15 protein-coding genes are annotated in these 24765 nt (G+C 66.0%); 7 read left to right on the forward strand and 8 right to left on the reverse strand.

The window, feature by feature from the left end:
- Positions 1-191: 191 nt before the first annotated feature.
- Complete coding sequence (locus TPR58_RS16000) at positions 192-1859, reverse strand: glycoside hydrolase family 43 protein (protein ID WP_346247723.1); 1668 nt, start codon at positions 1857-1859, stop codon at positions 192-194.
- Between the two features lie 130 nt (positions 1860-1989).
- On the opposite strand from TPR58_RS16000, the gene TPR58_RS16005 reads away from it, so the two are divergent.
- Positions 1990-2991: a cupin-like domain-containing protein gene (locus TPR58_RS16005; RefSeq protein WP_346247724.1), complete on the forward strand. Its 1002-nt coding sequence runs from the start codon at positions 1990-1992 to the stop codon at positions 2989-2991.
- 56 nt (positions 2992-3047) lie between these two features.
- On the opposite strand, the gene TPR58_RS16010 is transcribed toward TPR58_RS16005, so the two are convergent.
- The 3 genes from TPR58_RS16010 to TPR58_RS16020 all read right to left on the reverse strand — a co-directional run bounded on the left by TPR58_RS16010 (position 3048) and on the right by TPR58_RS16020 (position 11510).
- The gene (locus tag TPR58_RS16010) at positions 3048-5957 is read right to left on the reverse strand and encodes a glycosyl hydrolase 115 family protein (protein WP_346247725.1); all 2910 of its coding nucleotides are present in this window, start codon (positions 5955-5957) and stop codon (positions 3048-3050) included.
- Between the two features lie 105 nt (positions 5958-6062).
- A complete protein-coding gene (locus TPR58_RS16015; RefSeq protein ID WP_346247726.1) occupies positions 6063-9164 on the reverse strand; it encodes a TonB-dependent receptor in 3102 nt (1033 codons plus the stop codon).
- A gap of 234 nt (positions 9165-9398) precedes the next feature.
- The gene (locus tag TPR58_RS16020) at positions 9399-11510 is read right to left on the reverse strand and encodes an alpha-glucuronidase family glycosyl hydrolase (protein ID WP_346247727.1); all 2112 of its coding nucleotides are present in this window, start codon (positions 11508-11510) and stop codon (positions 9399-9401) included.
- A gap of 200 nt (positions 11511-11710) precedes the next feature.
- Between TPR58_RS16020 and manD the strand changes: the two genes are divergently transcribed.
- From manD to TPR58_RS16040, 4 genes are all read left to right on the forward strand, one after another.
- The gene (manD, locus tag TPR58_RS16025; protein WP_346247728.1) at positions 11711-12922 is read left to right on the forward strand and encodes a D-mannonate dehydratase ManD; all 1212 of its coding nucleotides are present in this window, start codon (positions 11711-11713) and stop codon (positions 12920-12922) included.
- A gap of 14 nt (positions 12923-12936) precedes the next feature.
- The gene (locus tag TPR58_RS16030; RefSeq protein WP_346247729.1) at positions 12937-14091 is read left to right on the forward strand and encodes an endo-1,4-beta-xylanase; all 1155 of its coding nucleotides are present in this window, start codon (positions 12937-12939) and stop codon (positions 14089-14091) included.
- A 141-nt stretch (positions 14092-14232) separates the two neighbouring features.
- On the forward strand, positions 14233-15540 hold the full coding sequence (locus tag TPR58_RS16035; RefSeq protein WP_346247731.1) for a patatin-like phospholipase family protein: 1308 nt from the start codon (positions 14233-14235) through the stop codon (positions 15538-15540).
- Between the two features lie 35 nt (positions 15541-15575).
- Positions 15576-16610, forward strand: a complete 1035-nt coding sequence (locus TPR58_RS16040) for a P-loop nucleotide/nucleoside kinase family protein (RefSeq protein WP_346247732.1) — start codon at positions 15576-15578, stop codon at positions 16608-16610.
- Between the two features lie 17 nt (positions 16611-16627).
- Here TPR58_RS16040 and TPR58_RS16045 read toward each other — a convergent pair whose 3' ends face one another.
- Positions 16628-16969, reverse strand: coding sequence for an ArsR/SmtB family transcription factor (locus TPR58_RS16045; protein ID WP_346247733.1), 342 nt, complete (start codon positions 16967-16969; stop codon positions 16628-16630).
- A 100-nt stretch (positions 16970-17069) separates the two neighbouring features.
- Here TPR58_RS16045 and TPR58_RS16050 point away from each other — a divergent pair, with 100 nt between their 5' ends.
- Both TPR58_RS16050 and TPR58_RS16055 read left to right on the forward strand, forming a co-directional pair.
- Complete coding sequence (locus TPR58_RS16050) at positions 17070-17654, forward strand: alpha-ketoglutarate-dependent dioxygenase AlkB (protein WP_346247734.1); 585 nt, start codon at positions 17070-17072, stop codon at positions 17652-17654.
- A gap of 410 nt (positions 17655-18064) precedes the next feature.
- A complete protein-coding gene (locus tag TPR58_RS16055) occupies positions 18065-21382 on the forward strand; it encodes a DEAD/DEAH box helicase (RefSeq protein WP_346247735.1) in 3318 nt (1105 codons plus the stop codon).
- 360 nt (positions 21383-21742) lie between these two features.
- Here the strand turns inward: TPR58_RS16055 and TPR58_RS16060 are convergent, their stop codons facing one another.
- The 3 genes from TPR58_RS16060 to TPR58_RS16070 form a co-directional block, all read right to left on the reverse strand.
- Complete coding sequence (locus TPR58_RS16060) at positions 21743-22069, reverse strand: hypothetical protein (protein WP_346247736.1); 327 nt, start codon at positions 22067-22069, stop codon at positions 21743-21745.
- Positions 22070-22227: 158 nt separating this feature from the next.
- Positions 22228-22590: a hypothetical protein gene (locus TPR58_RS16065; protein ID WP_346247737.1), complete on the reverse strand. Its 363-nt coding sequence runs from the start codon at positions 22588-22590 to the stop codon at positions 22228-22230.
- Positions 22591-22847: 257 nt separating this feature from the next.
- Positions 22848-24722 (reverse strand): ABC-F family ATP-binding cassette domain-containing protein, encoded by a 1875-nt coding sequence (locus TPR58_RS16070; RefSeq protein WP_346247738.1) that lies wholly within the window; start codon positions 24720-24722, stop codon positions 22848-22850.
- Positions 24723-24765: the final 43 nt, after the last annotated feature.

Raw genomic sequence — 24765 nt, forward strand, 5'->3', positions numbered from 1 at the left:
GGCAAACCAAAGATGGTCGTCCGCATCGCCCTGGCCCGCAAACTCCTCGTCAGACTGAACGCCAAAATGCGCGATACACGCCAAAAACTGGCGTCTGCCGCTTGACCCGGCAGATAGTCGCTCCCCCGGAGCACCGGCTCCGGGGGAGGAAAGGGTCAGGGCGATGGCGGTGGTCGCGAGAAGAAGGCGCATCATTGTCCCGAGCGTGCGAAGGGGCCGAAGACGGTGCCGACGAAGCCGCCGGCGCTCTTGGTGCTGAACTGCTTCGCGTCGAGCGTGCCGAGCGTCTGCCAGCGGCCCTGGGTCGTGGCATAGGCGAAGGCATAGTCCTTCCCCGAGGCGGTGACGCGCAGCCAGACGGGAGCGCCGGGTTTGGCGGTCAGCGGGGCGGAGGCGAGGATGCGGCCCGGTTTCGGCTCCTTCTCCCCTGCCCGGCTTTCGACCAGCACGACCGGCTTGCCACCCTCCATGCCGATTCCGACAAAGCCCCAATAGTCGTCGCTCTGCAGCGCGGCGAGCCCGGCGCGGTCGCCGTTCTTGCCGGGCGTGAAGCGCACGACGGTGGAGGCGACGGCGTCCATGTTCTGCTGGCGCCGGCCGAGGAAGGAGGGGTTGGCATTGTCGCCCAGCCCGTCGGGGCGGGCCGTGAGGACCAGCGCGCCCTTGTCGAAGCGGTACCAGTCGCTCTTCGGGTTGCGCATCATCATCCAATGGGCAGGCAGCTTCGGCCCGGCGAATTCGTCGCGCACCGAAAGCGGGCCCGACATCGCCGTGCCCTTACCGGCGGGAAGCGCGGGCCTGGGGTGGACATAGGGGATCGGCTTGCCGCGTTCGAGGATGACCGGCCAGCCGTCCTTCCATTCGACCGGCAGCAGGAAGGTCTCGCGCCCGGTATTGTAATAGTCGCCCTCATAGGGACGCACCGCCAGGAAGGTCGCCCACCATTTGCCGTCGGGGGTGGTGACGAGCTGGGCATGGCCGGCCGAGGTGATCGGATGGGCGCGGTCGCGCGGCAGGTCGCGCTGGGTCAGGATCGGGTTGCGCGGACCGGGCGTCCACGGGCCGAGCACCGATTTGGAGCGCAGGATGACCTGGCTGTGCCCCTCGGCGGTGCCGCCCTCGGCTGCGCTGAGATAATACCAGCCGTCCTTGCGGAAGATGTGCGGCCCCTCGATCCAGATCGGCTTGGTCCGGATGTCGACGCCGCCATCGACGATCATGGTGCGCGGGCCGAAGGTCTTCAGCCCCTTGAGGTCGAACTCCTGGACCCATAGGGCGCGGTGCCCCTGATATTGCGGCGGGCCGGCGGGGGCGTCGTTGTTGATGATCCAGGTGCGGCCGTCCTCGTCGAAGAACAGCGACGGGTCGATCCCGCCCTTCAGGTCGGGGAGGAAGACCGGGTCGGACCAGGGACCGGCGGGGTTCCTTGCGGTGATGACGAAGTTGCCGCCGCAATCCACGCAGGTGTTGAGGATATAGAACAGGCCATCCTTGTGCTGGATGGTCGGCGCGAACACGCCGCGCGACAGGCCGAGCTGCTTGAAGTCGAGCTGGCCCGGGCGGTCGATCGCGTTGGCGATCTGGGTCCAGTTGACCAGGTCGCGGCTGTGGAAGACCGGGATGCCGGGGAAGTAGCTGAAGGTCGAGGTGACGAGGTAGAAATCCGCACCGACGCGGGTGACGCTGGGGTCGGGATAGAAGCCGCCGAGGATCGGATTGCGATAGTCGCCCGGGCCCTGCCTGACCGTGGCGTCGACGGGGTCGGAACCCCGATAGTCGAACCAGTCGAACCGCGCCGTCTGCGCCGCTGCCGGTACGGCGACGCCCAGCAACATGGTGGCCAAAATCGCCATCCGCATCATACTCTCCCCTTGGTTTCGTTACCGCTACCATGGCGGATGGGGATGCGGGTGTCGAGCGGGTCAGGACGTATGCCTGCGCGTCTTTTTTTTGGCCCCCTCGCCCGCCGATGCCGCTAGGACACCGGGGATGACACCGATCCGCGAACTCCGCGACCTCTCCCCCGCCGCCTTTCGCGACGAGGTGGTCGAACGTTATGAGCCGGTCGTGATCCGCGGCGCGGCGGCGGACTGGCCGCTGGCGGCGGCGGGAAGCGCCCCGGGATCGGCCGGCGCCTATCTGCGGCGCTTCGACCGGGGCAGCACGGCCGAGGCGTTCGTCGGCCAGTCCGGGATGGGCGGCCGGTATTTCTACACGGCCGACATGCGCGGCTTCAATTTCGAGCGGCGCAAGGGGCCGCTGGCGGCTTTGCTCGCCACGCTCGAGCAGATCCACGACAGCGATGATCCGCCGTCAATCTATGCCGGGGCGCTGGATGCCGACGCGACGCTGCCCGGCCTATCCGACGCCAATCCGATGCCGCTGGTCGAGGGTCTGGACGCGTCGCCGCGGCTGTGGATCGGCAATGCCAGCATCGTCAGCATCCATTTCGACGCGTCGGACAATGTCGCGGTCGTCGCCGGCGGACGGCGGCGCTTCACGCTGTTCCCGCCCGACCAGGTGCATAATCTCTATGTCGGCCCGCTCGACCACAACATGGCCGGCCAGCCCGCCAGCATGGTCGAGCTGAACAATCCCGATTTCGATCGCTATCCGCGTTTCCGCGAGGCGCTGGCCGCGGCGCGGGTCGCCGAGCTGGAACCCGGCGACGCGATCTTCATCCCCGCCCTGTGGTGGCATCAGGTCGACGCGCTGTCGCGGTTCAACCTGCTGATGAACTATTGGTGGGCGGATTCCCCCGACATGCCGGCGCGGATGGAGGCGATGGTCCACGCCATCCTGGCGGTCAGCCATCTTTCCGAGCCGCGGCGCGAGGCGTGGCGGGCGATGTTCGACACCTTCGCCTTTCGCCGCCACGGTCATCCGGCCGAACATCTGCCGCCCGAGCATCGCCGCGTGCTCGGCGAGCCGAGCCCGGGCTGGCGCGCCTATCTCAAACACTATCTGTTGCGCGGCCTCCAGCGACCCTGAGCGAGGCCGTCGCCGTGGGAAGCCTGTCGATGCCGATCCGCATGGTCGAATAGCCGCTATCGCGGACCCAGGGGCGGCGGCCCGAAATAGCTTTCGGGAAGCGGATCGCGCGAGACGATGATCGTCTGCAGCACGACCATCGGATCGATCATCGACACCCGCAGCAGATGACGTCCGGCGCGGGCCACCGGGATCTCGAAGCGCATCGTGCGCGCATTTGCCCCGGCGGTTTCGGCATGTCCGGAACCCAGGAAATCCTGCCTGGGTCCGTTCTCGGGCGTGAATACCGCCTGGACGACGGGCGCCTCGTCATCGATGCCGACCGCCACCGCATGTTTCCGGCCGGGATAGGCCTCGAGCGTGGCGCCCGTGACCAGGTCGACATGATAGGTGCCGGGCTGGGCGAGGAACAGCTCATAGTCCAGCCGGGGCGAGCTGGTCGGATCGCTGAAGGGCTCCGCATCGACGGGGAAGACCGACATGGCGGTATCGACCCGGCCATAGTCGGGAATGGCTTCCCATCGCACGCCGCGCGCGGGAACCGATCGGCTTGCGGCCGACGCCGGGATGGCGAAGGCGCCGGTGAGCGTGCCCCATGCCCCCCTGGCCTCGCGCATCTGCTGCGCGGTGGCCCGCAGCACGGGCAATGTGACCTTGACGGGTTCCTGATCCATGCCGCTGACGGTGATCACCGCCTCCGAAGCCCCGACCGGCGCGGCGGACCAGTCGATGTCGATCCAGTAGCGGCGGTCCTCCGGCGACACGCTGAAGGCGGGCCCGCGCTCGATCCGGACCCAGGGCCGGTCCGCGACAAGCTGGACGTCGAGCGGCCGGGGCCCGCGCGGAAAGACCTCGATATAGGTGCGGTTGCGCGACAGGCTGTCGAGCGTCGGCAGCCTGGGGGACAGCCAGAAGCCCGGCCAGCCCTTGGCATCGCCGTCCACGGCGACGCCGAAGCCGGCGTCCGCGGCGAGATCGAGCGACGTCACCGCCGGCATGATGTCGTTCACCGGCGGGAACCAGTCGAAATAGCCGATATAGGGCTGGTCCATCAGATGGTCCCATTTGCCGCCCGACAGATCCTTGTTGTACGCATCGCGCAGCCGGTGGCCGCGCTCGAACAGTTCGCGCACCCGTGTCGCCTCGGCATTGGTACTGGCCCTCCCCTGCCGCCCGAACCGGGCGTTGCGCGCCGCCGCGACATAGAGGTTCGTCAGGGCAGCGCAGGCCCGCACGGGATAGAGGACAAGCTGGAAATAGGCCGCTTGCTGATCCGGGGCGAGCTTTTCGGCGAGTGCATCGGCGCGGCGCTCCAGAATGTCCCATGCCTCGCATGCGCGTTCGGCCTCGCGATAATGCTCGAGGCTGTAGGTGCCGGGGCTCAGCAGCTCGGGCTTTCGCCACGCATTATATTTCGCGTAGCGCGCCAGGAGATCGGCGATCTCCGCCGAATGCGCAGGGCCGAATTGCTCCGCGGCCCAGTCGCGGGTCCAGCCGGCGATCCGGTCCTTGCCGACCTCGACCGGATTCCATGCCATCGCCAGGAAGAATTCGATCGGCAGCTCGAGCGGCTTGAGATCGCCGACATTGGCGATCCAGATCTCGTTGGCGCCATAGCGGTTCGCCAGGTTCATCTGTTCCCAGATCTTGGGCAGCGGATTGGTGTTGACCCATTTGTACGAGAACGGACCGCCATTCATGTCCATGTGGAAATAGATGCCGAACCCGCCCTTGCGGCCGAGCTCGGACTTGAGCGGCAGCCGGCGCAGATTGCCGACGTTGTCGTCGGCGAACATCAGCGTGACATCGTCGGGCACCTTCAGCCCGGCATCGTAATATTTATAGACCTCGGTGAAGAGCACCCAGACCTGGGGCACGGTTTCGGCCGGCCGGCCCATCCCCTGGGCGATGATCCCGCGCTGGTCGGCGATGATGGTCTCGAGCAGCTTGACGTCGGACGCCAGGCTGCCGGTTCCGCTCATCGCGACATCGCCGTCGCCGCGCATGCCGATGGTGACGAGCACCTCGTTGTCGCGGTTGCGCTCGATCCCTTCGCGGAAGAACTGGCGGATGGCATCGCGGTTGGTGACGTAGTTCCACTGGCCGTTGCCGAGCCGGTCCTTGCGGTCGGTCCATTCCTTGTGCGCGCGCATCATCGGTTCGTGATGCGAGCTGCCCATGACGATGCCATAGTCCTCGGCCATCCGCGGATTGGCGGGATCGTCCTCGGCAAAGGCATTGTCCCACATCGCAGGCCACAGATAATTGGCGCGCAGCCGCAGCAGCAATTCGAACAGCCTGGTGTAGAAGGCGGCGTTCATTCCGCCGAACTTCGCCTTGGTCCAGCCGGACAGCGCCGGTGCCTCGTTGTTGAGGAAGATGCCGCGATATTTCACTGCAGGCGATCCCTGGACATAGCGTCCGTAACTGACGCGCACCTGCTTGCGCCGGACGACGGGCACGTCCGCCCACCAGTACCAGGGCGACACGCCGATCGTTCGCGATAGGTCGTAGATGCCATAGATCGCGCCGCGCTTGTCGCTGCCCGCGATCACCAGCGCCTCGCGGACGCCGGGCATCGGATCGGCGATCGTCTGGAGCGTATAGGCTTCCCACTTGCCCCGGACATCGCGCACGTCGAGCTTGCCGCGCGCGACCAGGCCGTCGAGCAGCGGGCTGTGCCCCAGAGAGCCGACGATGATGACGCGGCCCGCCAGCTCGGCGGCCGACGCCAGGATCCGCGCGTCGGTTCCGGTCACCCGGCCGATATCGGCGGCCAGATCCCCGGCGGCACGGCGCACGCCCGGCAGGTCCGCGGCATCGACGAAGATCGGGACCACGCCGCCGCCGTCATCGACGATGTCGAAGCCGGGGTTCCGACGGTCGAACCGCACGGCCGCGGCAAGCGGGGAAGCGGCAAGGAAGCCGGCAATCGCTGCTCCCATGACGCCGCGACGATCGAACATGCCAACTCCGTTCCTGAAGCACGCATCCGGGATGTCGGTATTGCCGATCCCGTAGATATCTTCGTCAGGCGGACGGCACCCGCGGGGCGCCGTCCGTCCCGCTCGTCAGAAGCTGCCGCGGATGCCGACCAGCACGGTGGTGCCGGGGGTGTACTGGTTGAAGGTCGCACCCGGGAACTGGAAGTAGCTGCGAAGCTTCGAGTTGGTGAAGTTCTGGATGTCCAGCGTCAGTTGCGGCGCATGCTCGATGCCGAACGCCTCCTTCAGGTCGAGGCTCGCCGACATGTCCCACTGCTGATAGTCGGTGGTGTACAATGCTGCCGGGAGAATGCCGTTCTGGTTGGTGCTGCTGCTCTGCGACCCCTCGCGGAACGTGGTCGAGACGCGCAGATTGACCCCGCCATTTTCGTAATAGCCGATCAGATTGTAGGTGAACGGCGCCACGCCGAAGGCGACTGCCGGTCCATCGCTGCGCTGATCGACCAAAGTCGCATTGGCGTTGAATCCGAAGCCGCGCACACCGAGCCGCTCGGTCAGGAAGTCGAGCGGCTGGACCCACTGGAATTCCAGGCCATTGACGATCAGCTTGTTCGGTACGTTGACCTGCGACTGGACCTGGATCTGGGCAGTGGTGGGACCGCCGCGCAGGTCGATCGCCGTGCGCTGAGTCGCGTTCAGCGAGTCATAGGTGATCCCATATTGCGCCAGGAACGAGAATGGCTGAGTCGTGACCAGGGGGCTCGTGAAGCCGACGAGCGACTTGCGGAATGCACTGAACGCGATCAGCCCCTCGCGCCCGGTATAGAGTTCGAACCCCAGGTCGATATTGTTCGAGAAATAGGGGTTGAGCGCCGGGTTGCCGATCGTCGCGGTCGCCGCCGACGGATCGCCGAAGCCAACGCCGGGCAGCTGCGCCGCCGGATCGGGGCGGGTCATCGTCTTCGAATAGGCCGCGCGTACGATGGCATTGTCGGTCACGTTATATGCCACCGTCGCAGCCGGCAGCCATTTGTCGTAGCTGTTCCGTGTCTCGATGAAGTTGGTTACGCTGGGATAGCGCGAGCCGTCGGGGATCTGCGTCCCGTTCGGCAGCGTGTTGCGCGGATCGGTCAACGAGACGCGGCCGCCGATCGTCTGGTCGGTCCGCACATAGCGGACGCCCAGGTTGAAGCGCAGGTCGTTGCCGCCCACCTGCTGCGTGCCGTTGACCGTGACATAGCCGGCCCATGACTTTTCGTTGATCAGGCCGCCATTGGCACCGGTGTTCGACCCGCCCGATTCCGGCGCATTGTCGTGATAGAAGTCATAGTTGGACGCCGCCTTGAACCGGTCCCAGTCCACCGTGACGAAGCCCGCGCGCCCGGGCGTCAGGAAGCTGGAAAGCTGGGCCGCGGGGATCAGCGAGCCGCCATAGCTGACAGTGCCCGTCTGGCCGGCGGTATAGCCGGTGCCATAGCCGGGATAGTTGGGATAGCCGCCAACGCCCGGCGTGATCTGGCCGGCGGTCTGGCCCAGGCATGGCGGCTGGCCATTGGGCAAGGGCAAGCTGATGCTGGGGTTGCCGCCGCACACCGCATTCTGCCACGCGCCGCTATTGTCGAACCCGCGAATACGGCGGGTGACGTCGTCATAATTGCCGCCCACCTGGACGCTCAGCGCCGCATCGCCCCAGGTCAGGCTGCCGCGCAGGCCCTTGGTCTCGTTGACCCGGCGCTCGTCCTGGATGTTCACGCGGCCGCCACTCCACGCGAAATTCGCCGGGTTGTTCAGGTCGATGCTGGCGTCGATCGTGGGCGGGCCATTGGGATTATATTTGTAGTTTACCGTGGTGCCTGCGCCCATGATCGTCGCCGGTCCTGCGGTTGGCACCTCGCGGTGGAAGGTGCTGCGGGCGTAATTGCCCTGGAACGAGAATTTCAGCTTGTCCGCGATCTCCCACTCCATCCCGGGATTCACGCTCCATAGCTCGGTGGTCTCGATGAACGGGCGATATTCGAGGAAGAATTGCGAGTTGGCGTAGGTCCCCTCGGTCACCAGGCAGCCGGCGGAACAGTCCGCCCGGTCATATTTGGTCTGTGTCGGGATGACCTGGCTGTTGCGAACGATCCAGGCGATGTTCTCGCGGCGCAGGTCGTTGAACTTGTAGCCGTACAGGCCGTCGACATAGAAGTTCAGCGTGTCGCTGGGCCGCCACTCCGCGCTGACGATGCCGTTGATCCGGTCGCGGCGGCCATATTGCGCCGAGAAACGGCCGAGGCGCGGCAGCAGCCCGTTGTCGATCTGCTGGATCGTCGCACCGGGATTGTTCGCCAGCAGGAAATCGCGGTCGATGACGGTGCCTGCGGTCAGCCCGCCGCCGGCGCCCGCCGGAACCGTAGCCGGGATCGTCCAGTTGCCGCCGAGTGTCGAGTTGCAACCGGTCGCGGCGCCGCACTGGGCGGCGGTCAGCGCCGGGTTGGTGAAGCCGATCGTCTCGTAACCGCGATTGTCGGTGTAGAGCCGCTGCGCCGACACGCCGACCAGGATGCCCAGCGTATCGGTCGTGGTGCTGGCGATCAGCGATCCGCGAGCGCCCAGCTTGTCCTCGATCCCCGACCGGACCGCCTGGACATTGTAGGTCAGCCGCGTGCCTGGACGGTCGAACGGGCGCGCCGAGCGAATGTCGATATTGCCGGCGGCGCCGCCCTCCAGAAGATTGGCGGTATAGCTCTTGTTCACCGTCAGCTTGGTGAACAGGTCGGTCGGGAAAAAGCTGAGGTCGACCGAGCGATCGGTGCCCTGCGCGTCGGTCGCGCCCGACGAAGAGACCGCGATCGGCGCGCCGTTCAGCGTGACGTTGGTGAAGTTCGAGCCCAAGCCGCGGATGGCGACGTTGACGCCTTCGCCATTCACGTCGCGGTTGATCGTTATACCGGGGATCCGGTTGAACGATTCCGCGATGTTGGTGTCCGGGAACTTGCCGATGTCGGTCGCGAAGATCGAGTCGCTGAAGCCGACCGAGTCGCGCTTCGCATTGGTCGAGCTTTCCAGCGAGGCGCGATAACCGGTGACGACGATGTCGGTCGGTTCGTCCGCCGGGGGTGCAGCCTGGTCCTGCGGCGCCGGTTCGGCGGTGGTCTGGGCAAAGGCCGGCAGTGCCGTTCCGGCCATCAGCAACGCGGTCATGCCCAGCACGCCGCGCACACGATTCTTCGACGGATTCATCATGTCCTCTCCCCTCATCATGGTCACGTTAGCGCTACCATCTTTTGTATGAGTTTTTATCGATTCGAAAAATCCGGTCAAGCCCCGACGAAAAGGCGGGAATGCGACTGGTCGTTTCGAACGCTCCGCACGGCGCGACCCGGGCCCCGATATCCGGGGATTTACCCGTGAGCAGGCGCCCTGCCCGTTCGGCGTCGGAGGCGGCGATCCGCTCTGCGAACCCCGCCCCCGCTTCGCCTATTTGCCGTTGCCCGGCGCGTATTTGCTGTCGATCGCCTTGTACCAGTCGAGGTCGTGCGCGGGCGCCGCATGGCCGGCGGGCAAGGGCAGCTTCGAAACCGACTGGAAATAGGCAATCGAGGCGTCGCGCCACCATGTCGCCTCGTCATGCTGGATCGCCAGGAAGTCGCGAACCTCGGCCCAGCGGCCGGGATCGACCTTGTCCCTCAGCGTGTCCCAGCGTGCCTGCATCGCCGCGACCTCGCCGACGCCGCGGTCGTACCGGACGATCAGTTCGTCCCACAGGGTGCGGCCCGACGCCATTCGGTGGCTCCAGGGCACATGGTGGAACCACAGCAGCAGCTCCTCGGGCACCCGGTCCACGCTGCCGTAGCGTGCCGCGACCGACGGCGCATATTGCGAAACCGCATCGCTGCCGGTCTTCGTCCGGTCGAAGCCGATCCCGCCCTGATCGGCCTTGTGATAATAGACCGGGTTCCATTCGGGCCGGGCGAGGTCGGAGACCCAGGGCGCCGGGCCGTAATGATGGCCGGTCGCCATCAGGTGGCCCAGCCCCAGCGGCGTCATGTAATCGACCACCGCCTCGCGCGATCGCATCATCATGCCGGTCACGGCATCGTCGATCGCCGGACCGGCGCCCCAGGTCATCCGGGTCCAGTCGGCGGCGATCGCCTGCGCCTTGCTGTCCGGATTCCAGGCCATCCGGCCGAAGGCGTACCAATTGGCCTGGTCGAACTGCGATCCCGACCAGTTGCGGTCGGTCCCGATATTGGCGACCCCGGCCATGCCGGTCAGCGCGCCGGGACGGACGCGGGTTTCCAGCACATCGGCGACGGTGCGGCCGGCGCGGGGGCGGCCGGTATCGCTTTCCAGCACCTCCTCCCACATCGTCCCCAGATAGGCGAGGTGGGTGGCGAATCCGAGATATTCCTTGGTGATCTGGAACTCCATCATCAGCGGCGTGCGCGGCATCGCGCCGAAGATCGGATGGAAGGGTTCGCGCGGCTGGAAATCGATCGCGCCGTTCTTCACCTGGACCAGGACATTGTCGGCGAACTTGCCGTCCAGCGGCACGAAGTCGGTATAGGCCTGTTTGTGGCGGTCCTCGGGATTGTGCGGTTCATAGACGAAGGCGCGCCACATCACGATGCCGCCATGCGGCTTCACCGCGTCGGCCAGCATGTTGGCGCCGTCGGCATGGGTGCGCTTGTAGTCGCCGGGCCCCGGCTGGCCTTCCGAATTGGCCTTCACCAGGAAGCCGCCGAAATCGGGGATGACCCGGTAGATCTCGTCGGTGCGCGCCTTCCACCAGGCGCGGACGGCCGGGTCGAGCGGATCGGCGGTCTTCATGCCGCCCAGCTCGATCGGGGCGGAGAAGCGCGCGGTCAGGTAGACGCGGATGCCATAGGGGCGGAAGGTCTCGGCCAGTATCTTGACCTTTTCCAGCCATTCGGGCCGCAGGATATCGGCATTGGCGTTGACGTTGGTCAGCACCACGCCGTTGATCCCGATCGAGGCGTTGGCGCGGGCATAGTCGGTGTAGCGCGGGTCGCGGAAGCGCGGCAGCTTCTGCCAGTCCCACAAGGATTCACCCGAATAGCCGCGCTCGACATAGCGATCGAGATTGTCCCAGTGATTGAGCACCCGCACGTCGAGTTTCGGCTTGTCAGACAGGTCGATCGCGTCGACCGGCTGGCGAAGCTGGATGCGCTGGAGATAGCGGAAGGCGCCGTAGAGCAGGCCGATGTCGCTGTTCGCCGCGATCACCGTCGCGCGGCGGCCGTCGATCGTGACCGAGCGGATCAGGAAGCCCTCGTGGCCCAGCCCGGACAGTGGCAGCCTGAGCCGTGCCACGATCGGCGATCCGGCCGGCGTGCCGATGACGATCGCGCCGTCGCCGGTTACCCGGGCGGCGGTTGCCGGGGCCTGACCGAGCATTCCCCCCAGCCCGCGGCGAAGTTCCTGCGTCGCGGCGTCGATCGTATCGCTGCGGCCTTCGGACACGATCGCGGCGGCCAGCGGCCGGTAGCGCGCCTGCGCCTCCGCTTCGACCGCACGATAGCGCAGCCAGAGGTCATAGCCGTCCTCGGCACGCGATTCGGGAGTCATGCCAAAAATCAATGCCAACAGGCAGAAAAGCTGGAAAAACAGCCGCATCGTCATCCTCTCGCCTCGCCGAGTCACGCCCGCCGTTGACAAAGCCGATAGCATGACGTTTCTGGTAGCGCTATCATCAGACAATATGAAATTCGAGAGACGGGAGAGCAGGATGCGGGCATGCGGGGCACAGCGAGAGTGCGGGAATCGGCATGACTGAGATCGTCTCTGCGCGCGTCATCGTCACCTCGCCCGGACGCAATTTCGTCACCCTGCTGATCGAGACGAAGGACGGGGTCACCGGCATCGGCGACGCCACGCTGAACGGCCGTGAACTGGCGGTTGCCAGCTATCTCGAGGATCATGTCATCCCCTGCCTGATCGGGCGCGACGCGCACCGGATCGAGGATATCTGGCAGTATCTCTACAAGGGCGCCTATTGGCGGCGCGGGCCGGTGACCATGTCGGCGATCGCCGCGGTCGACATGGCGCTGTGGGACATCAAGGGCAAGCTGGCCGGGCTGCCGGTCTATCAGCTGCTGGGCGGCGCCAGCCGCGAGGGCTGCATGGTCTATGGCCATGCCAATGGCGCCGACATTTCCGAGACGATCGAGAATGCGCTGCGTTACCATGAACAGGGCTATCGCGCGATCCGGCTCCAGTCGGGCGTGCCGGGGCTGAAGGCGACCTATGGCGTGTCGAAGGACCGCTATTTCTACGAGCCCGCCGATGCTGCGCTGCCGACCGAGAGCCTGTGGTCGACCGAGAAATATCTGCGCTCGGTCCCGCCGCTGTTCGAGGCGGCGCGCGAGGCGCTGGGCTGGGACGTGCACCTGCTGCACGACGTCCATCACCGGCTGACCCCGATCGAGGCGGGCCGGCTGGGCAAGGATCTTGAGCCCTATCGCCCCTTCTGGCTGGAGGACGCCACCCCGGCGGAGAACCAGGCGGCGTTCCGCCTGATCCGCCAGCACACCACGACGCCGCTGGCGGTGGGCGAGATCTTCAACTCGATCTGGGACGCCAAGCAGCTGATCGAGGAACAGCTGATCGACTATATCCGCGCCACCGTGGTCCATGCCGGCGGGATCACCCATCTGCGCCGCATCGCCAGCCTGGCTGACCTGTACCAGGTCCGCACCGGCTGCCACGGGGCGACCGACCTGTCGCCGGTCAGCATGGCGGCGGCGCTGCATTTCGGCATCTCGGTGCCGAATTTCGGCGTGCAGGAATATATGCGCCATACCGAGGAGACCGACGCAGTCTTCCCCCACGCCTATCGCTTCGAGGACGGGATGATGCATCCGGGCGACAAGCCGGGCCTGGGCGTCGAGATCGACGAGGTGCTGGCGGCGAAGCACGACTATAAGCGCGCCTATCTGCCGGTCGCACGCCTTGAAGACGGCACGATGTTCAACTGGTGACGGAGGGGAATGCCATGACGGGACTGACGCGCCGCGGGATCCTGGCGGCCGGGGCGGCCGGGGCCGCGCTGAAGATTGGCGGCCCTGCGCTGGCCCAGGCGGCACCGGCCGGCATCGATGCGGTGGCACAGCGCAAGGGGCTGCGCTTCGGATCGGCGGTCGCCTGGGGCGCGCCGGGTGCCGATCGCGGCAGCTTCGCCAACCCCGCCTATGCCGCGATCCTCGAGCGCGACTGCGGGCTGGTCGTGCCGGAGAACGAGCTGAAGTGGCAATGGACCCGTCCCGCCGCCGACCGCTACGACTTCGATCATTTCGACCAGATCGTCGCGGAAGCGGTGAAACGCGGCATGGGCGTGCGCGGCCACACCTTGTTCTGGGCGCCCGAGAAATGGTTTCCGAAATGGCTGGTCGGTTATGATTTCGGATCGCAGCCGGCAAAGGCGGCCGAGACGCTGCTGGCCAGTCATGTCCGCACCGTCTGCCGCCGATACGGCACGAAGATCCATTCCTATGACGTGGTGAACGAGGCGGTCGAGCCCGAGACCGGCGCGCTGCGCGACACCGTCGTCACCCGCGCGTTCGGCAGCGGCGAGGCGATGCTGGACCTGATGTTCCATACCGCCAGGGCCGAGGCGCCGCATGCCGAGCTGGTCTATAACGACTATATGAGCTGGGAGCGCGGCACCGAGGACGAGACCCATATCAAGGGTGTGCTCGGGATGCTGGAGGGGTTCCGCAAGCGCGGGACGCCGGTCGACACGCTGGGCATCCAGTCGCACATCCGCCTGCTGAAGGATGCGCCGGTGGCCGAGATCGTCCGCGAATCGAGCGGGCCGTGGCGCGCGTTCATCGATGCGGTGGTCGGCATGGGCTACAAGCTTGCGATCACCGAGTTCGACGTGAACGACAAGAAGGCGCCGACCGACATCGCCGTGCGCGACCGGATGGTGGCCGATTATGCCGGCGCCTATCTCGAGCTGATGGCCTCCTATCCCCAGCTGCGCGAGGTGCTCGCCTGGGGCATGGTCGACAAATATAGCTGGCTGACCGGCTTCGATCCGCGCGCCGACAAGCAGATGATCCGCGGCTGTCCCTATGACGCCGAATTCCGGCCCAAGCCGCTGCACGCGGCGATCGCGAAGGCGCTGGGCGAGGCTCCGAGGCGATAGGCGCGCGATAGGTCCGCTTTGACAGCGTAACGATCTTGGCAGCCGCCCTTCGCTGGTCTAGCGGCGGGGGCAACGGTCGCAGCTCCGGACCGGGACGGCGCAACAGCCCGCCCGGCCTTACGAACTTCATGGGGGTGGGGTATGCGCAGGATCGTTGCATCGATCGGACTCGGGTTGCTGGTGTCGGCCTGTTCGGGGAATCACGGGACGCTGAACATCAGCTGCCCGAAGTTCGACAAGTTCACCCATGACGTGCCCTTCTCGTCGCTGGAGCGCGAGATCCACGGCCTGCCGCCGCGCGGCGGACCGCAGCTGGAAGGGGCACCGCGCGACACCGACATGCTGACGCGCATCGACCGGGCCACCCGCCCGGCCGAGGGGCTGACATCGCGGCCCGGTGGCCCTGCCCAGCAGGTACCGGCGGTCCTGATGCTGTCGGGCGGCGGACAATGGGGCGCGTTCGGCGCCGGTTTTCTCGACCAGATGCGGCTGAACGGCGCCCTGCCCGACGCGACCTTCATCAGCGGGGTCAGCACCGGCGCGCTGCAGTCGCTGTTCGTGTCGATCGGCACGCCCCAGGCCTATGCCGAGCTGCTCCAGGCCTATGCCCCGGCAAAGGAAAGCGACATCGTCGATCGCGGCGGCTTCCTGCGGGTGATCCTGAAGGGGTCGATGGCCGGCCTCGCCCCGCTCCAGGGGCGGATCGAGATGGCGCTGTGCCCCGATGCGGTGGTGGACGACCCCACCAGGCCCTGCGCGATCGATGCGCTGAAGGCGATGCTCGGCCCCGACGGCCAGCAGCGCAAGTTCGTCCTGATCGGCTTCGTCGAGGCGGCCAGCGGCACGTTCAAATATGTCGACGTGGTCGAACTGGCCCAGCTGCCGCGGCGCGAGGCGCGGACCTGCATCACCGGCGCGGCGCTGGCGTCGGCAGCGATGCCGGTCAATTTCCAGCCGGTGCAGATCAACGGCGTGACCTATTTCGACGGCGGCACGCGTGCATCGGTGTTCGAGGCGAATGTCGCCGCTTCGGTGCAGGCGGTGAGCGAGCGCGACGCGGCCGCCCCCCTCGCCCCGGGCCAGCCCGCGCGTCGGCGCGAGCCGCTGTTCCCCATCTATGTCATCCGCAACGGCCCGACCACGGCCGAGCCCGATCCGGACATCAACGACAAGCATGGCGCGGTCGACGCCGCGCTGCGGGCGGAATCGATCCTGGTCAACCAGCTGGAGGTGAATTCGATCGCGGTCATTCGCATCGAGCATCCGCGCGGCCCACTGCGCATGGTCAGCGCCGACGGCTACAAGGCGGTGCCCTGCCTGAAGCCGGGCGGCGGGGTGATGTTCGCGCCCGAATTCATGAAGTGCCTGACCGCATTCGGCCGGACCAAGGCGAATGCGCCGCAGCCCTGGATCGAACTGTCGGAATTGTCGGTTTCCCCGCGCCGTTAAGGTGACGCGCCGGTCGGGCGTGCTAAGGATTGTTCATGCGTGTTCCGGCCGGCCTGTTGCTGAGTGAAATCGTCGAGCGGCGCGAGCTGGACCACGCGCTGCTGATGCGGCTGGCGGACCGGATCGCGGCCTTCCATGCCTCGGCCGAGCGTGCGCCGGGCGGCGGCGCGGCGGCGATCGAGGCCGAACTGCCGCAGCAGCGGCTGGAATGGTCGCGCCACGCCCGCCATCTCGACTCGCGCACCGCCAATGGCCGCTTCCGGCACGGCCACGGCGCGCTGACGCTGGATCACATCATCGTGGGCGAGGCCGGACCCGAACTGGGCGCCGCGACCGGGACGGGCATCGACATCCTGTTCGACCTGGCCGCCCTGCTCGAGGATCTGCGCTGTCGCGGCCTGGTCGCCGCGGCGAACGTGATCGCCAACCGCTATGTCGACCTGTTGCCCCAGGGTGCCCAGGGCTGGTCGCTGCTGCCCCTGTTCGTGTCGATCCACGGCCATGACGATGCGGTGCTGGCCGACTCGCCGCCGCGGCTGCTGGCGCTGGGCGGACTCTCGGGCACGGGCAAGAGCACGCTGGCCCGCTCGCTCGGCGGATTGATGGGCCGCGCGCCGGGCGCCCGGATCCTGCGCAGCGACGTGTTCCGCAAGCGGCTGATGGGCCTGCCGCCCGAGGCGCGGCTGCCTGCCTCGCATTATACCCAGGCGAACGATGCCGATACTTGGGAGGCGCTGTTCGAATCCGCCGACGACCATCTGTCGTGCGGGACCAGCGTGATCATCGACGCGGTCTTCATGCGCCGCAGCGAGCGCGACATCGCGGAGATGCTGGCCGATCGCTGGCGGGTGCCGTTCACCGGCATCTGGCTGGAGGCACCCGAGCGCGACCGGATAGCCCGCGTCAACGCGCGGTCGGGCGACGCATCGGATGCGGGCGCGGACGTGGTGCGCGAACAATCCCGCCGATCGATCGGCGAGCTGTATGGCTGGCACCGGATGAAGGTGAACCGTCCGCAGGAAACCGTGGTCGCCGCCGCGCGCGCGGTGATCGATCGCCCGCGGCGCTGACGCGGGCGGTCGCGGCGTCAGGCCGCCTCGCTGCGCCTTGCGACGGTCTCGGGCTCGGCCTCGGCGCCGCCGTCGGCGAACATGTCCTGAAGCGCGTCCAGGATGCGGATCACCTCGTCGCTCGACAGCGAATAGAAGATGGTCTGTCCCGATCGGCGTGCCTTCACCATGCCCTGGCGACGCAGCAGCGCGAGCTGCTGCGAGACCGCGGTATCGCGCGAGCTGGTCAGGCGCGCGAGTTCACCAACGGACTTCTCGCCTTCCCACAGATGGCACAGGAGAAGGAGGCGGCTTCGGCCGGCTAGCGCTTTCAGGAACACCGAAACGCGATCGGCAGATTCAATCAACTCGTACTTCACCGGGGTCTGCTACGGGCTCCGGCCGGGGGATGCAACCCGCTATCTCTCGGAAAAAACTGGATATTGTTGCGCAATCGTGAAGTAAGCCTATGTATCAGCTATGACGCCTAACCCCATCGATTTATTCGGCTATCCCGCACTTTCCGGGCTCGATCTGTGTCTGGATCATGTCCGGCCGGAGGCGGAAACGGGACTGTCGAACGGGATCGACCGACTGGATTTGACGCCGTTCCGTTTCCAGCAATGGACGGGCAAGCGGCTGACGACCTCGTTCGGATGGCGCTATGATTTCGAGACGGGCGGGTTCGATCGCGCCGATCCCGTCCCCGGCTGGCTCCTGCCCGTCCGCGACAGCGCCGCGCGCTTCGCCGGCCTGCCCGCCGATGCGCTTGAACAGGTGCTGCTGACCCGATACGATCCCGGCGCGGGCATCGGCTGGCATCGCGACCGGCCGGTGTTCGAACATGTCGTCGGCATATCGCTGGGCGCCGAGGCCACGCTGCGCTTCCGCCGCCGCCGCCCCGCCGGCGGCTTCGACCGCCACTCGATCGACCTCCCCGCGCGCTCCGCCTATCACCTGTCGGGCGAGGCGCGCTGGGACTGGGAACACAGCATCGCCCCGATGGCCGCGACCCGCTGGTCGATCACGTTCCGCAGCCTGAGGGCAGCCGTGAGGGCGGGTTGAGGCCAGCGCGTCCAGGCTGTCGCGTCAGGTTGGCAAGTACACGACGTGCGAGGCGCTCACGACGCGCGGCTGTCGCTTCTCAGACATAAATGACTCGTCAAGGGTCACCCCAACTTCGGTCATCGGCTCAGGTGCCGACCGGCGACTGGAATTGGGCCGGGTGCCGACAGGCAGCTTTCAGGGAATCAGAGCGTGAAAGCTGCCATCCCTGGTCCGGGATGGCGTGTCAGCTATCGAACAACTCAAGCCGTCCCATCAACGCGCATCATGCCGGACGCGTTGCGGCATTGCCGGGACGCATCGAGACTGTCCGCAAGCCGATCGGATAGCAGTCGTTATCCTGACTGCTCGGCTCGATGGCATAGCACTTTCGTTTGCCTTGGTTTGTTCGACGGTTAAGCTTGGCATAGATGAACATATCCCGCCCCTATGCCGACCTGGGTATCGACCAGCTGGAAAAGCTGGTCAGCGATGTATCCGGGTCTCATCCGATCAATGATCAGATTCTAGCTGAGCTGCGCTACCGTAATACCCAGCGCGCGCTCCGCCTGCGTGGTAAACTAGAGAAGATGCTCAGTGGTCCCGATGGGCGAGCCGAAGCTCAAGTGCCGAACCCGAAGCCGGTATCACAAAGCCAATCGCCATCGCGTGCAACTAGCTCGCCACGACGTCCATTATCGCTGCCGCCAAGAAGCAGTGATCCAAACGATCCCCAGAACATATTACGGGCATGGACGGTGCTGGAGGTTTTGTCGCCTGCATCCTTTAAGACGCCGGCTGATCTAGCTGCCGGTGATGGCCGTCGTGTTGCCCGTTTTGAAAAAGGACTGCCCTGGGCGGGTGGGGCAGCAAAATCCCCCCACAACACGCGGCTCTTTTTCCAGATCGTACTCGGCTCGTTGGCCATGCAGCCTGCCATGGAGCATCTACTTCAGCGCTTTGCCGACAATCGTCCTGAGCGACCAAGCAGGCGGGGCGAAACACCTCTTGCGGTTGTCATTGTCGATTGTGAAGGCCGACCGATCCCAGATAGCTGCGCCGTAATATCCAGCTTTGCGTGGGGCCTGCCACTTGCCCTGACGGACGACCCGGCAACGCTTAGCGAGTGGCAAGCCTTAGGCGAGGGTCTACAGGACACATTACATGATCAGCTGTTTCGTGAAGGCCCGGACGGCAGACCCAAGCCCCTCGACATGGCAGCCATCACAAATGCCCATCAGTGGCTGGTCGACGAGCTGGGCGTCGATCGGACGATGGTACGCCCTCCGATCTTTGCCGTGCGCAGTCTGGTGGCCTTCAAGTCGAAAAGCCCACCTGAGCCGCTGCTGCTCAACAGCTTCTTCCTGAAGGATCTGCATGCCGCTACCCTGTTGTTCCGCGACAAACAGGCTCCGCCGGCCCTTCAACGGTTCATAGGGGCGCGGGCCCCATCATCACGCCGCGATCTACTGAACGACGGGACGGCGATTGAGCAAGTCGTGGCGCCTGCACGGTTTCCACCCGCACGCTGGCCCGGCCCCGGGAGGCATCCGCTCGTCTTGATGCAGCAGGCAGCCGTCAACCTTGCCGTCGAGCAGAGCGATGGGGAGATCCTAGCGGTCAACGGCCCGCCTGGCACCGGTAAGACCACGTTGCTGCGTGACGTTGTTGCCGCTCTCGTCACTCAGCGTGCCAGCGCCATGGCTGCGCTGGACGATCCGGAAAAAGCATTCTCACCATCTGGCCATAAGCTGAAAGCCGGCAATGGCTGGCTCCAGCTATATGGCCTCGACAAGGCCCTTAAGGGGTTCGAGATGCTAATCGCATCGTCGAACAACAAAGCGGTCGAAAATGTCAGTGCCGAGCTGCCGGCGTTGGGAGCGGTAGCCGATGATGCGCCCGACCTACGCTATTTCAAGCCGCTTGCTGACGGGCTGCTTGGAGCCGAAAGCTGGGGTGCCATAGCAGCGGTGCTAGGCAACGGTGCCAACAGGGGGGCCTTCAAAGACAAATTCTGGTGGGACCCCGACACTGGTCTGTTCAACTATCTGAAGGCAGTCGACGGACGTAAGCCGGAGGTCGAACAGCCCGATGGCAGCAAGCGCCCACCGACCATCGTTACCGAACTCAATCCCCCGGTCGAGCGACGCGAAGCCCTGCGCCGCTGGCAAGCGGCACGCAGCAGGTTCCGGCTGTTAGAGAAGCAAGTCACCGAAACCACGGCAGCCGTAGAAGCCTTCCGTCGGCGCTGGTGTCACCTTCCCGCCATTGAGCGATCGTTCAACGCTGCACGCGATCATGCCAAACGCAGACCGGGCTGGGTGCAGCAGCTTTTTAGGCTAGCCGATTACCGCCGTTGGAAATCCGAGCATCTGCCGCTTTCTTCGGCACTGGCGACAGACGCCGCGGCAGCGTCGGATGCTAGGGTGATCTCGAAAGCGGTGGCTGGATTGCTCACGCGCTCCCCATGGCTTGGGTTTGGCGCCGCGTCGCGTGCTATGAGCATCGAGCAGGGCTTGCGTCCGCTGCTGGAGCAACTCCGGCATGATCGGGAGGCCCGCCAAGCTCCAATTATTGACGACGCCTTTTTCGACCAAGAGAACGATCAGCGCCAACCGACTGCGCCGTGGCTGAGTGCTGAAGAACACCGTCAGCGTGACGCGCTGTTCCAAGCGGCATTGGACCTGCACCGTGCCTTCATTGACGCTGCGGCGAAACCACTGCGTCACAACCTCAACGCCATGTTGCAGGTTCTCGACGGCAAAGGCTTCTCAGATCAAATTAAGGACGTGATGATCCCGGACCTGTGGTCCAGCCTGTTTCTCGTGGTGCCGGCGGTATCGACTACCTTCGCATCGGTCGGCACGATGCTCGCTCGAGTGCCGGCAGAAGCATTGGGCTGGCTGCTAGTCGACGAAGCCGGCCAGGCCGCCCCGCAACAGGCCGTAGGTGCGATTATGCGCGCCAACCGGGCCATTGTGGTCGGCGATCCTGTTCAGGTTCAACCCGTAGTTCTCTTGCCCGATCGGCTGACTGCAGCGATCTGCCAGACGTTCAACGTTGATCCTCAGCGCTTCGGCGCCCCTACCGCCTCCGTGCAGACTCTCGCTGATGATGCAACAGCATGGTTTGCTGAGTTCCCAGCGCGCATTGGTAGTCGGACCGTCGGGGTACCGCTGCTGGTGCATCGTCGCTGTTCGTCTCCTATGTTCGATATCGCCAATCGGATCGCCTACGAAAATCTAATGGTGCAGGCCAAAGCCGACCGCCCGTCAGCTATTCGTGATCTTATTGGGCCATCCCGTTGGATCGATGTGACCGGATCAGGCGAGGACAAATGGTGCCTGCGTGAGGGGCAGGAAGCGTTGGCGATGATGGAACAAGTCGTCAGCGCCGGTATCAAGCCCGACCTCTATATCGTGACGCCGTTCGTGATCGTTGCAAATGGCCTGCGAAGGCTGTTTCGCGACAGCGCCGTACTCGCCCATGCCATCCCTGAACTCGATCACTGGACCCGCGCTCACATTGGCACGATCCACACCGTACAGGGCCGTGAAGCCGAGGCCGTGATCTTCGTTCTCGGCGCTCCGAACGAGGACCAGACGGGTGCTCGTGCCTGGGCCGGTAAAGATCCCAACCTCCTCAACGTCGCCGTTACTCGGGCAAAAGAGGCGGTCTACGTCATCGGCAACAAGGCGCTGTGGCGATCGGCCGGCGTGTTCAGCGACCTCAACTCGGTAATGCACTAACGAACGTCAGAAGCTGAAAGCCAGTCAAGTAGGTCTGACTGTCCGCAAGTGGGTCATCCCGCCTACAGCGGGAAATGATGATATCCATTGGCAACGGATCATCACCGGCCGGGTGCGCGAACGCCCGCTGGTGGCAAAGCCGCCGTGAGCCGAGTTTTTCGGAATGACGGCTTCGTCCCAAAGTCGGCCGTGCCATTGGGTCTGAACGAACGGCAGCTTTCAGGATTGGTAGGGAGGATCTGGAACGGCCGAAATTGCGGCGCATAGCTGCCGCCACCTCAAGGTGAACGACACGCCCCCGCCCATCCAGTCTCAGTCATCCGGTCCTCGGCTGGAAGCGGCTGCCTTTGCGCCCCCATCCTAATTCACACCCCGCGCCTGGCGCCGGGCGACGACCATCGCGGCGGCATCCTGCGGCGCCCGGTCCTCCAGATCCTGGAGGAACCAGACCCGCACGCGGTCGCGCTTGTATCCGCGCGCCCACACCTGCGCGACAAGTTCGCGCCCGCTGCGGCAATAGGGGGCGATGATCAGGCCGATCGTCATCGCATCGGACCGGTTGTCGTCATTCTCGTCCGCCGCCTTGGCCAGACACGCGAAATAGGTTTCCATCGCCGCGCTTCGCTCTTCCTCCGTCGCGGGCGTCCGCTGGATCGCCGCCGCCAGAGCCAGCATCGTCAGGATCATCACCAACCTCCCCATTCACGCCGTTGCGCGGGCGCTCACCGGGCCCGGCATGGGAGAGCATAGCAGATCATACCGGGAACGAAGCCACAGCGCATCCGATCCGGATACACCTTTATGCTGGCCCGCAGGCGGCAACGCTTCGGCGGTGGACGTCTACGTTACGACTGGACGGACCAGCGCTGCTTCTTCGGCTCGTAGATCGCGGTCGTGCCGATCTGCACGCCACCATTGTCCGTCCACAAGGTAGGGCCGGCGCCGCTCACGTCGAACGGAGCGGAGTCGACCCGCTTTCCGCCCGGCAGGTGAAGGCGGGCATAGACCAGCTGGTCGGCGATGGCATGCGTGGCCACCTGCCACCGCGTGGCGCTACGGAGTTCCAGCGCGTAGCGACCGTCGGGGGAGCTTCTCGTCTCGAGCGTCTCGTCGCCCGACGCCAGATAAGTGCCCAGGGGGACGGCGACCGTCGCGGCGGCCAGCGCGCCGATGATCGCCAGTCTTCTTCTCCTGGTGATGAGCATCACGAAAAATCCACGATTACCGGCCTTGGGAAGCTTGCGCCTCGATATCACTAAGGATGGCAACATCGCCGCCTCTGGCAAAGCGTTATCATAGCAGGAACGAGCCGCATCGTTTACGCAGAACAGCGTCCAGCTTTCCGCCGGCCCCTACCCAGGTCTATCGCGGCACTCGCCAGAGCGCGCGCGAACTGCAGGGTCGCGGCTAGCCAGACCGGAATCGGGGGGCCCAGCCGACCCGGCCCCATCCGCACCGGCGGCGATCAGCCCGCGGTCATCGCCTCCACGGCCTCGCTCGCCTCCATCCACGCCGCCTCGGCCTCGCCGATCCTGGCGTCCAGCGCGGCGCGGCGCTTCATCAGGTCGGTCATGGTCAGCTTCGTCAGCGATGCGTCGGCGGAGGACGGATCGAACATCGCCCGGTCGACCGCGCTTCGCTGTTCGTTCAGGCTGGCCAGCTCGGCCTCGGCAGCCTTGGCGGCCTTGCGCATCGCATTGCCCCTTTCGCGCGCCTCGGCGGCGGCGCGGCGGGCGTCCTTGCGATTGGCCTTGGCCTCGCTCTTGCCCTCGCCCTGGGGCTCCTTTGCGAGGACGAACTTGATATAATCCTCGATCGACCCGTCGAAGTCGCGCGCGGTGCCGCTGTCGACCAGCACCAGCCGGTCCGCGGTCATCTCGAGCATGTGGCGGTCGTGGCTGACGATCACCACCGCGCCGGTATATTCGTTGAGCGCCTGGACCAGCGCCTCGCGCGCATCGACGTCGAGGTGGTTGGTCGGCTCGTCAAGGATCAGCAGGTGCGGCGCGTCGCGCGTGATCAGCGCCAGCGCCAGCCGCGCGCGCTCGCCGCCCGACAGCTTGCCGACCTTGGTCGTCGCCTTCTCGCCCGAAAAGCCGAAGCGGCCGAGCTGCCCGCGCACCGCCGACTGGCTCACGCCCTTCATCAGGCGCGTCATATGGTCGAGCGGGGTGTCGTCGCGGTCGAGCTCCTCGACCTGATACTGGGTGAAATAGCCGACCTTCATCCGGCCGCTGGCGCTCATCTCGCCGTCCATCGGCGCAAGCTGCGCCGCGAGCAGCCGCGCCAGCGTCGTCTTGCCGTTGCCGTTGCGGCCGAGCAGCGCGATGCGGTCGTCCGGGTCGAGCCGCAGGTTCAGCCGCTGCAGGATCGGCGTCTCGCCATAGCCGACCGAAGCCATGTCGAGCGTGATCAGCGGCGGCCGCAATTCCTCGGGATTGGGGAAGCCGAAGGTCAGGCTGGGATCGTCGAGCAGCTCGGCGATCGGCTGCATCCGTGCCAGCGCCTTGGCGCGCGACTGGGCCTGTTTCGCGGTCGAGGCACGGGCCGAGTTGCGCGCGATATAGTCCTGCAGCTTCTCGCGCTCGGCCTGCTGCTTGGCGCGGGCGGAGGCAAGCTGCGACTGGCGCTCGGCGCGCTGGCGCTCGAACGCGTCATAGCCGCCCGGATAGAGCCACAGCTTGCCGCGTTCGAGGTGCAGGATGTGGTCGACGACATTGTTCAGGAAGTCGCGCTCGTGGCTGACGATCAGGATCGTCGCCGGATAGCTCTGGAGGAACTCCTCCAGCCACAGCACCGCTTCGAGGTCGAGGTGGTTCGACGGCTCGTCGAGCAGCAGCAGGTCGGGTTGCGAGAACAGCAGCGAGGCAAGCGCGACGCGCATCCGCCAGCCGCCCGAGAAGCTTTCCAGCGGCCGGTGCTGCGCCTCCTCGTCGAACCCCAGGCCGACCAGGATGCGCGCCGCGCGCGAGGGAGCGGCATGCGCGTCGATCGCGTTGAGCCGCTCGTGGATCTCGCCCAGCCGGTCGGGGTCGTGGCTCGTCTCGCTCTCGGCCAGCAGGGTCGCGCGTTCGGTATCCGCGGCCAGCACCGTCTCGAACGGGGTGGCGTCGCCGCCCGGCGCTTCCTGGGCGATATAGCCGAGCCGCCGGCCGCGCGGCATCTCGGCCGCGCCGGTGTCGGGATCGAGCTGCCCGGCGATCACCTTGACCAATGTGGTCTTGCCCGCGCCGTTGCGGCCGATCAGGCCGATGCGGCCGCGCGGCGGCAGGGAGGCGGTGGCGCCGTCGAGGATGGTCCGCCCGCCAAGGCGGACCGTGATGTCGGACAGGTTGAGCATGATGGCAGGCGCTTAGGGGTTGCGGGCGATTCCCGCTAGTGCC

It is taken from the genome of Sphingomonas rustica (genome assembly GCF_039652585.1).
GTDB lineage: Bacteria > Pseudomonadota > Alphaproteobacteria > Sphingomonadales > Sphingomonadaceae > Sphingomonas > Sphingomonas rustica.

What these genes read in the sequence shown, in the direction of transcription:
- TPR58_RS16000 (WP_346247723.1), bottom strand. Translation starts at nt 1,859, where the DNA reads ATGCGGATGGCGATTTTGGCCACCATGTTGCTGGGCGTCGCCGTACCG.
- TPR58_RS16005 (WP_346247724.1), top strand. Translation starts at nt 1,990, where the DNA reads ATGACACCGATCCGCGAACTCCGCGACCTCTCCCCCGCCGCCTTTCGC.
- TPR58_RS16010 (WP_346247725.1), bottom strand. Translation starts at nt 5,957, where the DNA reads ATGTTCGATCGTCGCGGCGTCATGGGAGCAGCGATTGCCGGCTTCCTT.
- TPR58_RS16015 (WP_346247726.1), bottom strand. Translation starts at nt 9,164, where the DNA reads ATGATGAATCCGTCGAAGAATCGTGTGCGCGGCGTGCTGGGCATGACC.
- TPR58_RS16020 (WP_346247727.1), bottom strand. Translation starts at nt 11,510, where the DNA reads ATGACTCCCGAATCGCGTGCCGAGGACGGCTATGACCTCTGGCTGCGC.
- manD (WP_346247728.1), top strand. Translation starts at nt 11,711, where the DNA reads ATGACTGAGATCGTCTCTGCGCGCGTCATCGTCACCTCGCCCGGACGC.
- TPR58_RS16030 (WP_346247729.1), top strand. Translation starts at nt 12,937, where the DNA reads ATGACGGGACTGACGCGCCGCGGGATCCTGGCGGCCGGGGCGGCCGGG.
- TPR58_RS16035 (WP_346247731.1), top strand. Translation starts at nt 14,233, where the DNA reads ATGCGCAGGATCGTTGCATCGATCGGACTCGGGTTGCTGGTGTCGGCC.
- TPR58_RS16040 (WP_346247732.1), top strand. Translation starts at nt 15,576, where the DNA reads ATGCGTGTTCCGGCCGGCCTGTTGCTGAGTGAAATCGTCGAGCGGCGC.
- TPR58_RS16050 (WP_346247734.1), top strand. Translation starts at nt 17,070, where the DNA reads ATGACGCCTAACCCCATCGATTTATTCGGCTATCCCGCACTTTCCGGG.
- TPR58_RS16055 (WP_346247735.1), top strand. Translation starts at nt 18,065, where the DNA reads ATGAACATATCCCGCCCCTATGCCGACCTGGGTATCGACCAGCTGGAA.
- TPR58_RS16060 (WP_346247736.1), bottom strand. Translation starts at nt 22,069, where the DNA reads ATGATCCTGACGATGCTGGCTCTGGCGGCGGCGATCCAGCGGACGCCC.
- TPR58_RS16070 (WP_346247738.1), bottom strand. Translation starts at nt 24,722, where the DNA reads ATGCTCAACCTGTCCGACATCACGGTCCGCCTTGGCGGGCGGACCATC.